Annotated in this window: 9 protein-coding genes; 7 read left to right on the forward strand and 2 right to left on the reverse strand. The window is 40.1% G+C overall.

Going from position 1 to position 12,798, the window contains the following annotated elements; translation table 11 throughout:
* Positions 1–26: 26 nt before the first annotated feature.
* The gene (locus J8L86_RS01225; RefSeq protein ID WP_211028307.1) at positions 27–3,515 is read right to left on the reverse strand and encodes a PAS domain S-box protein; all 3,489 of its coding nucleotides are present in this window, start codon (positions 3,513–3,515) and stop codon (positions 27–29) included.
* Positions 3,516–3,771: 256 nt separating this feature from the next.
* On the opposite strand from J8L86_RS01225, the gene J8L86_RS01230 reads away from it, so the two are divergent.
* The 6 genes from J8L86_RS01230 to J8L86_RS01255 all read left to right on the forward strand — a co-directional run bounded on the left by J8L86_RS01230 (position 3,772) and on the right by J8L86_RS01255 (position 10,671).
* Entirely contained in the window at positions 3,772–4,959 is a 1,188-nt protein-coding gene (locus J8L86_RS01230) for a fused response regulator/phosphatase (protein ID WP_211028309.1), read from the forward strand.
* Between the two features lie 200 nt (positions 4,960–5,159).
* The gene (locus tag J8L86_RS01235; protein WP_211028311.1) at positions 5,160–5,558 is read left to right on the forward strand and encodes an ATP-binding protein; all 399 of its coding nucleotides are present in this window, start codon (positions 5,160–5,162) and stop codon (positions 5,556–5,558) included.
* A 618-nt stretch (positions 5,559–6,176) separates the two neighbouring features.
* Positions 6,177–6,572 (forward strand): STAS domain-containing protein, encoded by a 396-nt coding sequence (locus J8L86_RS01240; protein WP_055023061.1) that lies wholly within the window; start codon positions 6,177–6,179, stop codon positions 6,570–6,572.
* 55 nt (positions 6,573–6,627) lie between these two features.
* A complete protein-coding gene (locus tag J8L86_RS01245) occupies positions 6,628–7,839 on the forward strand; it encodes a polysaccharide biosynthesis/export family protein (RefSeq protein ID WP_055023062.1) in 1,212 nt (403 codons plus the stop codon).
* A gap of 10 nt (positions 7,840–7,849) precedes the next feature.
* Positions 7,850–9,448, forward strand: a complete 1,599-nt coding sequence (locus J8L86_RS01250; protein ID WP_235530839.1) for an exopolysaccharide biosynthesis protein — start codon at positions 7,850–7,852, stop codon at positions 9,446–9,448.
* Positions 9,388–10,671, forward strand: coding sequence for an O-antigen ligase family protein (locus tag J8L86_RS01255; RefSeq protein WP_211028314.1), 1,284 nt, complete (start codon positions 9,388–9,390; stop codon positions 10,669–10,671). Before J8L86_RS01250 ends, J8L86_RS01255 begins: the two co-directional genes overlap by 61 nt.
* An 11-nt stretch (positions 10,672–10,682) precedes the next feature.
* On the opposite strand, the gene J8L86_RS01260 is transcribed toward J8L86_RS01255, so the two are convergent.
* Positions 10,683–11,042, reverse strand: coding sequence for a hypothetical protein (locus J8L86_RS01260; protein ID WP_055023064.1), 360 nt, complete (start codon positions 11,040–11,042; stop codon positions 10,683–10,685).
* Between the two features lie 419 nt (positions 11,043–11,461).
* On the opposite strand from J8L86_RS01260, the gene J8L86_RS01265 reads away from it, so the two are divergent.
* Positions 11,462–12,793 carry an oligosaccharide flippase family protein gene (locus J8L86_RS01265; RefSeq protein ID WP_065109157.1) on the forward strand — a complete coding sequence of 444 codons (1,332 nt, stop codon included), beginning with the start codon at positions 11,462–11,464 and terminating at the stop codon, positions 12,791–12,793.
* Positions 12,794–12,798: the final 5 nt, after the last annotated feature.

Here is a 12,798-nt window from a genome sequence, read left to right on the forward strand (position 1 = left end):
TTGTTCATTCCTTATCATTCATTCGATTACTCTGATTTTTGAGTAATATTAAAGCGTTGCTGGATCAGGTTTAAACTCTGTTCAGCAACGGCAAACATTTCATTAAATAACGCATCTAAAGGCTCATCTTCTGTTCTTGAAGCCGCTTCTAATCTAACAGCAACATCAGCTAAGGTCTTAGCGCCGAAACTACCTGCACTACTTTTAATGGTATGCACTTCCGTTTCGATATCATGACGACTTCCTTGAGGCGTTAAGGCTTTAAGTGTATTAACCCGCATTATCGTCTCGTGATAAAACACTTGCATCATTTTGGCTAAGCTAGCTTCACCCACAGCTGAGAGTAATTCGTCAAAAACAGCCTCATCTAGCATGACCTCTGTGAACAATTCATCAGTGTCTGTGTCTGTAGAAACTTTGGGGGCGGATAATTCAGTACTTTGTTCGCTTATTTCAGCTGTCACCTTATCTTTATTTTCAACTTGCGGCTTGTCATGAGTTAACTCTATTTGCATCCCCATTCCCATTGAAGATGCCTGCTTTACTTGACCTAACCAATGACTCACACCTGAGATCAAATCAGATTTATTCACAGGTTTGCCAATACAATCAAGCATGCCAACGGCTTTACACGCAGCGATTTCTTCACTAAATACATTGGCAGTCATCGCCAAAATAATTTGATCTGGTTTATGAGCTAATATCTTTTGACATGCCTCTAAGCCATCCATTTCAGGCATTCTGATATCCATCAATATCAAATCAAAGTCTTGGCTCAGTGCTAATTCAACAGCTTCTACGCCATTATTGGCATAGGTCATTACTGCGCCTTCATTGGTGAGCATTGTACCTGCGACCATCTGATTAGCAGGGCTATCTTCAGCTAATAATAGGCGGCAGCCTTGAGGTAAACTAGCGACTTTCTCTAAAGGCTTTTCATGTTTATTTTCAGCTGTCGCGCCACTAATTAAACTCAATAGCATTGCACGGCTTAACGGTTTACTCACCGATTCTTCAATGCCCAATTTTTCAATCAGTGATTGCGCATCATTATTAACGCCAGTGGCAAGAGCTGCGATATAGCCAGTTTCGAATAAATAATCACTGTGTAAAATACTGACGTCTTTTTCTTTAGCAGATAAGAGACATGCATCATCGAGCATGATTAAATCAAATCGTCCACGCACTATTTTACTATTAAATATATCGCTAACATGGTGCTCATACTTCGTTTCAACACCATATTGACTGTACTGTTTCTTAATCAGTTTGCACAAGGTTTCATCGGGGTGAATAAGGAGTACACGCGGGTGCTCTGGTAAGCGAACATTGTGATTACTGGCTTGACTAGATTCATCTAACAATACAGATAAGGTAAATTGGCTACCTTCACCCAGCTTACTTTCAACCACTAAGTTACCGCCCATCATTCGAGCAAGTTCTGAACAAATCGCTAAACCCAAACCTGTGCCTGCGTAACTTGTAGTATGAGTGTCATGAACCTGAGAGAATTCTCTAAACAGTTTCTCCTGCGAGGCATCCCCAATACCAATACCTTGATCAGTGACTCGACAACATAATTGCACTTTATCGTTATCACGATTTGGGATCCAAACTTCAACAGAGATACACCCCTCAGTAGAAAACTTAATCGCATTATCTACTAAGTTTTGCACTACCTGCCTAATACGCTGCGCATCACCCACCAGCTTTTGCGGTACATTTCGATTGATATAACTGGCTAAATGAACCCCTTTATCATGGGCTTTATGGGATAAGATTTGTAATACTTGCGCCACTAACTCGTCAGGTTCAAACTCTTTGGGCTCCAACACCATTTGGCCCGCTTCAATTTTAGAAAAGTCCAAAATGTCATTAATGGTACTTAACAGCACAGAACCAGCTTCTTTAGCCGTCCTAGCGTACATCCTCTGACCTTTCTCTAAGCTAGAATCAAGCAATAAATCAACACTACCGAGCACCGCATTAAGTGGTGAGCGGATCTCATGGCTCATTGTTGCTAAGAAGCGAGATTTTGCCTTACTGCCCTCTTCGGCTTGCTCTTTAGCTTGGCGCAGTTCTTCTTCTTTTGATTTCTGTTCTGAAATATTACGTAAGAAAGCGGTGTAATACATTTCGTCATCTAATTGAATCGGTATAACCCGCAACTCCACAGGGAATTCGTCTCCTGCTTTATTATGTGCTGGCACTTCTATTCGGTTATTCAACACTGGTCCTTCACCGGTTTTACGATGATGATCCATGCCATTTTTATGCGCCTTATGGAACCCTTCAGGAATAATCAAATCCTCAAGTAACTCGCCTAAAGCTTCCTCACGCTCGTAGCCAAACAACTTCACAGCTGCAGCATTAAACTCTTCTACTCGCCCGGCGATATTAATCGTGATTAACGCATCGTGGCTGGCTTCTAATGTTGCTAAATGAATTGATTGAGTTCGAGCCGCAGATGCTTGTTCCTTTTTAAGTTCAGACATGTCTTTAATAAAGCCAAGAAATAACACATCACCATCGATTTCCATTTTGGAAATAGACAACTCAATCGGAAAAAGGTGGCCTTCTTTATGTTGAGCTTTTAATGCTCGTCCACCACCTAAGCCAACAATTTTGGCGTCACCGCCTTTTAAGTAATCCTGAATATAACCATCATGCATAAACCTATCAGCCATCGGCATGAGAATGGATACATTCTGGTCTATTAATTCTTCTTTTTGATAACCAAATAAACTACTTACCGCTTTATTAACCTCGGTTATCACACCGCTAGTGTCAATTATCACAAAGCCGTCTGCTGCAGAATCTAAAATGGTATTTAATCGGACATTAGCACCTTGAAGATCGTGGCGCTGCTGATCTAAAAATTGCAGCATTTCATTAAAGGCATTGGTGGTATCTGTAATATCTTGAGTGCCTGGCTCGTTAACTTGAACCCCTGTATCGCCTTCGAGGACTTGTTTAGATGCCCGCTGGATATTGAACACATGTTTGATAAGGTTAAGTCCCTGATACCAAGATAAAATGGATATCAGCACAATCACGAGCAGCATCAAGGCACTGTATTTAATCGCGACACCATTAACGCTGTGATCAAACTCATCAGTATTGACCATCACCTTAATAGCAACCCCACTACCGTTATTCGACTGGGCTTCAATAGGTACTAAGTTATCGATACGAACGGGCTGTTCAACTAATGCAAACTCCCCAAGGCTATTGCGCTCTGCGGCATATAAGCGTTTATCAGCTTGAAATACCTGCACAGATTCTATGTGGCTAATTTGATGTTCTTCGAGGGATTGCTTAAGTAATAATATAGATTGGCGTGGATTAGTGACATCGACACTATTGGCGACGAGTATGGCAGACAGATGCCCCTGCTGTTGAATTTCGGCTTGATTAGCGGACTTTATTACCCCTAAGGCGTTATAGATAAGCATCAATAACAATGCTGATTGCATCAACCCAATCGCAATGATGGCTTTTAATCTGAAAGACAAATTCCTTCTCCTATTGCATTTTGCAAATCAATCCATGTTTTCAAGCTGAAAAAGCGCTGACAGAGCTGACAATAACCACGCCACAACTCACTATGAATCACCTTGTTGCATTTTGCAAAAAATTATTCGCAAAATGAAAAAACATGAATAAACCTAAATAACAACATACGCTATAACACTGATATTAAACACTAAAACAATTTAGGTACAGTAATTGCTTTTATCAGATATATCTCTATATTTTTAGGAAACAGCTATGCAAAATGCAAGTACAACGCCCAAAAGGTTGTCAATATTATTAGTTGAAGACACTTTTAGTGAGCGTTACTACATAGCAAGTTTACTCCAAAGCTTTCAACCTGATGACATCGAATTTGAAATAACTCAATGTGAAGATGGGTTAACAGCACTTGATACCTGTAAACTGCATGATTTTGACTTAATCATCAGTGATTGGCGTATGCCCAATATGACGGGTATAGAATTATGTAAACGTTTAAAAGCCTCAAATAATCCCGCTTTTTTCCTTTTGCTTACTGGTAACGATAAAACTGAAGATATGGTTTATGCCATGGAAACTGGTGCTGATGACTACATTACTAAGCCTTTTTTAGCCTCTGTTTTAAAGGTGAAAGTTTTAGCCGCTGTGAGGTTAATACAAGCCAAAAAAAAAATATTAGAGAATAACCAAAAGTTAGAAATTGAATTAAACAACAAGCAAACTGAGCTTGAGCAAGCAGCGACTTTACAACAATCTTTACTGCCCAAAGAAGATTTATCATTCGATAATTGGCATGTTAAGCATTTTTTTGAACCTGCAGCAGAACTTGCTGGCGATATTTTTCAGTGTTTTAAAATTGATGAAGAGTGGATTGGTTTTTATGTGATTGATGTATCGGGTCATGGCGCTAGAGCTGCAATGCTAAGTTTCACCCTAGCTCAAGGCTTATCTCCTCAAAGAATGGATTGGGAGCTTGCACCAGAAGTGTTAATGCACAGATTAAACTTATTGTTTGATGACCCCGCTAATTTAGGCCAATTTGCCACGGTGATCCTTGGTAAAATCAATATTAAAACTCATCAGGTTTACATGTCTAGTGCAGGCCACCCAATGCCTTTAATCATTTCCAAAAATGATGTCCAAACATTATCTGTGCCTTCTGGTCTCCCTATTGGTATTGATAAAAACAGTCAATATTCAACCGGTGAGTATCAGCTTTATCCTGGCGAACAGTTACTGCTTTTTTCAGATGGTGTTTATGAAGTCAATCATCCACAACATGGCATGTTTGGCTTAGCACGTTTCAAGCAGCGTTGTGCAGAAGCCAAAAATTTGCCTGCCAATAAACTACTTAAACACCTTACTTATGTATTAAACCTATGGAAGCAAAATCAACCTCAGGATGATATGTCGCTGTTATTGTTTACAGCACCCGAAACTTAGTCACTAAGCTTATGAATTACAAAGGCATAGTAATGAGAAAAGTATCGCAATGAACAGGCTAACGCTATTTTGGATCTATGGTGCCAAGATACAAGACAATCAGATAATTAAGATTGATGGATGCCAACGTTGATAACTAAATCATTTACTGCAAAGTAACCTAACCCATAAAGTGCTATAGCCACTTTTAAGGACTAACAATGAATAGTTTACAAATGAATTTAAACTTACAGCTCATGACACCTGAACAGATTTATGATGAAGTTGAGGCCTTTTTAATTGCCAACGAAATTACCTCTATGCAAAGGTTCAAATTAATGCTCTGTATCTTGGAGGCCGTTAATAATGTATCGCAGCATTGCCCTGATAACACAGAGGATGTGACCTTGTTAGTGCAAAACAACAAAGACAATATCGTCGTAGATATTCTTGATACTGCAGAGTTTGTTGAGCTTTCTGCGCCAAAAAAGTGCCCGACTAACGATAGACCTAATGGCAGAGGCCTGTGGATCATGGATCAATGGATGGACAAGGTAAACAAGAAAGCCACCGTATTAGGCACTCATCTGCGACTCTCATTAGAAAAGGCAGCAATTTGATGACCAACAAAAATTGCGCAGCCCCGAGCAAGACTGGCTACAAGTTTACATAGAACAAGCTTATTGCTGAATGATACTGAATTCGACCTCCATCATTATTGTTTAAGCTTGTAGCCTTACTATTTGCAACCACTCCACTATTGCAACTTCTAATGCCGTATTCTCGTTCCTATAATCATTTTTAGAATCGAAACACTGTTACCTTCTCTCACCACTTGCTTCTCTTTGCCTCTTATTTATATTTCCCTTTTATTGGGCCTGCTTCTTTACCCTTTTATATCACTTAACACATAACTTCAGTATTGCGCTTTATCCCCATATTTAAACATCAACATTCCAGCCTCTTAAACGTGTAATAGCCAATCACAGTTCTGCCTCAGATCAATTGATATGCGTTCATTTTGCAAATTGCAAACTGCAAATATCATCAAAAACCTCTGTTGCAAACAGCAATTTTCCTCTTCGCAAACAGCAAACCCAAATAGCGAAAAAACAAAACAAACACATAAACAATTGAAATAAAACGAATAAAAAGTTGGCATAGTACCTGCTATTAAAGACTACAAGCTTCAAATAAACAATACATATAGAAGCATCATTACAGTCTAGGAGCACGTTATGAAATTTGAATTAAAAGTAGCGCAACATGCGAGCGTAGTAACCCTACCAATAAGAATGTTTATGGCGCACACACCAACTTATAGAGCCGCACTTGTTGATTATATCGATAGAGGTCACACACGTTTAGTCATCGATATGCAGCACCTTGAATATATCGACTCTAGTGGATTATCAGTGCTTATATCTGCAAGAAATCAAGCACTCAATTATCAAGGCAACATTGTTTTGTTATCGCCAACACCCGCAGTGAGATCACTGATTGAACTAACACGTTTACATCATATTTTCGAAATCTTTGAAACGGAAAAATTAGCACTCGAGTTTTTACGTCACAGCAGCATTGTCGAAGAGTCTGATTTTGATAAACGTGTCATCGCTGATTTAGCCAGTTAATAAAAACTGACAATAACTGAAATTTTTCTAAACTAAACGTAAAGGGAATAACGCAATGAAAATGATTAATACTCTAATTTCAATCGCAATGGTCGCAAGTTTAACCGCTTGCGTCACCCCTTCGCAGCCAGCGCAACAGGACGTTTGTGATTTAGAAAAGCAACTTACTAGCTGTCACTATTTTGGTCAGCAAACACCTTACAATCGAAAAGTCAGTGCGGTTACCTCAAACCATACCACTTTTCCAACCGCGCCAATCTTTGGTGACAAAGCCATGATTGTCGATGCAAGTAATCAAGCATTGTCATTATCAGTAGGTGACAAAATCTCGATTAACATCCTAAACGGTGAAGAATTCAGTAAAGATGTTGAAGTGGATGCCGATGGTAATATTTATCTACCTTACTTACCTGCAATTGCAGCAAAAGGCTTAACACTTAAGCAGCTTAATACATATATCAATAAGCTACTCATTGATGAAAGATTAATGTTAGCTCACGCAGTGCGCATTAGTATTTTACCTATCAGCTGGGCGCCAATTGAAATTACGACTTCAGGTGCGGTATTTGAACCTGGTCAACACATGATCAATAAAAAACTACCGATAGAACTAAAAGATGACGGTAGTAATTATGCTGGTGACCAAGCCATTAACCGTAGTATTGGTGCCGCTGTAAAATCTTCAGGTGGTGTGCGCCCTGATGCTGATATTTCTGCGATTAAAGTTATCCGTAATGGTCAGGTTTTCAATATGGATTTACGTGGTATGCTAACAGGTGAAAAAGTACCCAGCATGACATTAATGGCTGGCGATCATGTTCATGTTCCATCGACACATTCATTTAATGATCAACTTGCTAGACCTTCACAATTGACAGCTCCAGGGATCAGGGTATTTATGTCAAACTTAACACAGCCAGCTAGCTCAAACAGTCAGTCAGCGGTCGATCGTGAAGCAACACGTTTTCCATATGGTACTCGCTTACTCAATGGGGCTATCGCAGCTAACTGTGTGGGTGGTGCGCAATCAACTAACGCAAGTCGATATGTGATACTTGTAACCAAAAATCCACTTTCAAATCAAATTGATGTTGTTGAGCGTTCAATTGATGGACTAATACAAAGCGCTTGGAATGATCAATCAAACCCAGTGTTACTTCCTGGTGATGGTCTTGCATGTTATGACTCTCGTGTTACCAACATGCGCGAAATAGCAAGAACAGTGACTGAGTTAGTCGTACCAACCACCCTTATTGGATGGTTGTAAGGAGTCAGCAATGAGCCGAATTCATGATGAAGATAAGACTCAAACCAGCACGGATAGCCAACAAGCGGCTCCTGTTATAGAACAAGCTATTGAAAAAGCCATTGCTGATAGCCAGCAACACACTGACCAACAAAATACTAAACAAGAAAAAGCCGACGACAACAATGACGAAACGAGTGAGCAAACAAGTTTCTCTGAACTTGCTTACTTATATTGGATAAAACGCGCCACATTAGAAGGCAGTAAACTGACGCCTAAATTGCGTAAACGCCTTTACCTTAAAACAGGTTTTGGCGCATTACTCATCATCTGGTTACTGGCAGGCATTTTCATTATGCTCACGCCAACGCAATACGTAAGCAAGTGGGTACTCATTTTACCTGGTGCAGCGGCGGGATCATCTTTAAGCCTTGATAGCTTAGGTCAAGCAAGTACCTCTAGTATTTCGCCTTACATGAGCTCTGCCATCGATCCACGAGAAAACTACAAAGCAATTTCAATGAGCACCTTGTTAATGCAAAGTGCAGCTCACTACCTTGATGTTTCAGCATCAGCCATTAAAAAGCCTAAACTAAAACTACCTAGTCAAACAGGCTTAATGGAATACAGTATTAAAGCTGACAGTCCAGAAGCAGCTCAAGAGCGAGGCTGGGCAATGTATCGCTCGTTGCAAAATATTTTAGATGATTTACGCGCCGACGAAATTGCTTTACGTGAAATCGGAATAAAAGAAGGCCTTAAAAGTTATTCAACTCGAGTAAAAGAAACCCAAAAGCAACTTTTAGATTTTCAATCTGAGCGCGGCTTAGTCACACTTGACCAATTTAAAGAGTTAGCGATTACTATCGAACGTCTGAGACACAGTAAAGTCACTATGCTTGCCGAATTACAAGGGTTAAATGCAAGTTACTTTTTATACGAAAACCACTTGGGTTTAAGTGATGCCCAAGCAGCAATGTTGCTAAAGCTAAATAATGACAAATTGTTCCAACAATTAGTTGAAAAGCACAATACAGCAAACACTATGTATATCGAAAATGCTGGCAGATTAGGTGCCCGCCATCCTGTTTTAGTGTCATTAAAAGCAGAGTTAGACAGTATTTTAGACAGCATGAAAAAACGCTTTAATACCGTGATCGGTTTTCAAGATGAAAAACTACTCATGATGCTCACTGTTGATGACGTTGATGGTCGAGCTGAAATGATGCAAGAGTTCATCACACTCGCCTCTAATCGCAAAGCGACCCAGTCAGAAGTTGACTCGTTAACTGCTCAAATCAATCAATGGGAACAACGTTTACAACACAGCAATGACGATGCAGCGAAACTTGCAGACTTACAGCGTGAACATCAATTAGCTTCGGCAGTATTAACTTCAGCCATGGCAAAAATGGATGTTGGTAAATCAGATATTTACACCGCTTACCCAATGTTGCAGTTACTGTCAGCACCAAGTTTGCCTGCATCACCCGATAAACTCGCCATTATTTTGATTATTTTCGGCGGTATATGTGCATCATTCATGTCATTAGTAGGACTAAGCATTTTATGGATTCGCAAACCATTATTACGGAAAATGTTGACGAAAAAATCATCTACAACTGCATAAGTTTTAGTTACTTATTCTGGTTATTAGGTGCGCTTTACGTCATTGCACCTGTGATTGCTTGGATTCTATTTTTGCGACTTCTTGTCAAAAAGTTAGATAACCAACCCGCATTTCGTATTAGCATCACACATTATGTTTGGGTACTAGGCATGTGGGTCATGTTAATTGCGTTGGTCGTTGGGCACCTGCAGTTTGGCCTTGGCACGGGCAAACTTATAAAATCCTCCATTGGCTGGGCTAAAGGTTGGGCTTTATTAGCGATATTCCCTTTAATCGGTTGCTTACCTATTCGACCTGAAATTATTTACCGCGCAAGTTGTCGAGTTTGCAAACATACCATCATGTTATTCCCAGTGTTTGTATTTGCTTGGGTCGCTGGTTTACCTAGCACTTTATATGTTTCCCCTTTAAGCATCATTGGTGGCCCAGGGCCTGAGTTTTTTAGTGTCAGCCTTTATGAAATTGACCCTGGAAGCGGCGTCCCCCGTTGGCGACTATTTACTCCGTGGGCACCTGCACTGGGGATGCTAGGGAATTTGTACTTTATTTTTGCCTTACAAGAAAAAAATGCAACATGGAGAAGATGGGGCTACGGCGGCAGTTTACTGATGATCCTCATGTCACAGTCTCGACTTGCCATTGTCTGCTACCTTGCATTAATTGGCTTTTTTACCACGCTGAGATTTGTGCGTTCTCCTTGGTTGTACTTATTGCTCAGCCCTATGATGTTATTTGTCGGTGTTATCGGTGAATCCACCATTTCTAAAATTGAGCAAAGTATCGATGCCGTTAAAGCGGCTCGTGCCGACTCTACTCGAGTAAGACAAGCTTTGGCAGATATTGCTGTTGAACGGTGGATGAACGAAGCAGTTGTTTTTGGCCATGGTATTGTCGAGCGAGGCCCACATATGGTGGAGTATATGCCGATAGGTTCGCATCACACTTGGTACGGATTGCTATTTGTTAAAGGGGTCGTAGGTGCTGTCGCGTTAGCCATCCCTATGTTAGTCACCTTTATCACCTTGCTAATACGCCTTTTTAGCAACCCATTAGCCAAAGTAGGCATGGCTATCTTACTTATGCTAGGACTGTATACCTTTGGGGAAAATTTAGAAATTCTCGCCTATTTATTTTGGCCAGGCCTTATTGTATTAGGCATGGCCCTTCGCGCTGAAGAGCCTGACGACGTATTTGCTAAAGCAGATGCACTGGATGCTCCATAACAAATGAATGCTTATAGCTTTTTAAGAATAAATTGGCACCATTGAACATCATCTCTTGCAGGCACGTCTGCCTGCCCTCTAATGCCAAGTTTAAATTCAATGACTGATTGCCATTCATCTGAGCCAATATCTGGACCATGTCCTTGGCCGTCACCAGCACTCACTTTTTCAGCAATAACTAAAAACTCCTGCTCTCCACACTGTTCCTGCATTTCTACCGAAACTTGTGCTTTTGCAGCAACGTCTTGTTCTTCACCACAACCTATCAGAAACCCAGATACCAGAAATGTACCAATCAATAACCTTAGGTCTGGGAAGCTCGTTTTGATTGCTTTTGCTACTTTTACTTTTATTGTTCTTACTTTAATCACTATTTATACCTCAAGGTTAATCGCTCTATCTCAGCACAAGTTTATCTTTAAATATCACTTAATATGAAGTCACTTAATATTAAGTCACCTAATATGAAGTCACCTAATATGATCTCATATCCATCACGTTTTTAAATTATTAGCATACTCATTACTTGAGCTAGACAGACATCAAGCCCCTGACTTCCTTACTGACAGAGTGAAATTTCCCCCCAAAAGCAGATTTATTGCAAATTGCATTCTGCAATCCTCCACTTTCAAAATGCTAACTTCACATATTAAGCTTTAAAAATTAAAAACAAAATAACACAAAATCAATAACTTAAAAGTTGACACAATAACTGTAATACCTAGGTATCAACGCAACTTGCTCTCAATGCTAAACAGCAAAATGCAATTTAATATCAAGGATAGCGGTCATGCAGAACATCACTAAGCTTCAATCACAATCGAAGCAAACGCTGAATCAAAAGCTAGCGCTTAATGAGATGCTTAATCAAGGCATACGTTCATTAGGTAAAAACCTTTTATGGTTAGCTAGTGCACAATTCAGCGGTCGAGTGGTGAGACTAGGTGCAAGCGTTATAACGGCTCGATTATTGACCCCAGAGATATTTGGTCAAGTAGCAATCGTATTAACCTTATTTGAATTAATCTGCACTCCTACAAGACGTATCACTTCCGCTGCATTAATTCGTATGAATGACAGCGACTTTAGTGACAACCTTGCCAGCGCTAACCTTATCAACCTTGCCAGCTGTGTAATTGCATTTGCTTTAATGAGCTTAATCAGTATTCCACTTGCATATTACTATCAAGATACGCAATTAGTGCTGCCAATTATCTTTGTTGCATCAAGCTACCTACTTTTACCTTTTGGGATGATGTACGCGACGGCCAACTTACGTAATAACAATATGCGTAAAGTGGCAAGTGCTAACTTATGGCAAACCATAGGTGATGGCGTGTTAACAGCAACCTTAGCCTTAAGCGGTTTTGGATTATGGGCCATTATTATCCCAAAAGTGGTGATGGTATTGGTTTGGATATACATCCATAAAAAAGACACTAAATTACCAGTAAGCACTCAAAAGCCGTCTGCCAATCAAGTTAAAGCACTGCTTAACTTTAGTGTACCAGTAAGTTTAAGCGACTTAATTAATACCCTAAGACAGAGCATTGATTACCTTGTTATTGGCTATTTCATGGGTGTTGAAGCACTTGGCGTTTACTTCTTTGCTTACAACGTCAGCTTGGGCGTCAGCCTTGGTCTAGTACAAAGTTTTGGCACTGCTTTTTACTCTCACATTTGTGGCAGTAACCCAACATCAGATGAACAGTCAGCACAGCAGAAATATCGTAGTAGTGTCATAGCAATCACCGCAATTGCTGCGCCAATCATTATCTTACAAACCAGTTTAGCGCCATTGTATGTCCCTTTTGTCTACGGCGAGCAATGGATAAGCACAGATGCAATTTCGGTTTTCGTATTTTTATGTTTAAGCGGTTTAGTTCGTCCGATGGCTGAAGCAGCCAGCCAACTACTGTTGGCACATGGACACAGCCACTTAAATTTCAAACTAAATATCTCTATCACCGCCCTTTTAACTCTGGTTATCAGTATCGCTAGCCAGTTTGATTTAACCACCGTCGCATGCAGCGTAATGGTGACTTACTTAATCATCATGCCTTGGCTTTGCTGGTACAGCAGCCGCATAACTTTTACTCAATCAACTGTTATAAACAGTTAAGGAAA

The organism is Shewanella sp. MMG014 (genome assembly GCF_018100775.1).
Classification (GTDB): Bacteria; Pseudomonadota; Gammaproteobacteria; order Enterobacterales; family Shewanellaceae; genus Shewanella; species Shewanella japonica.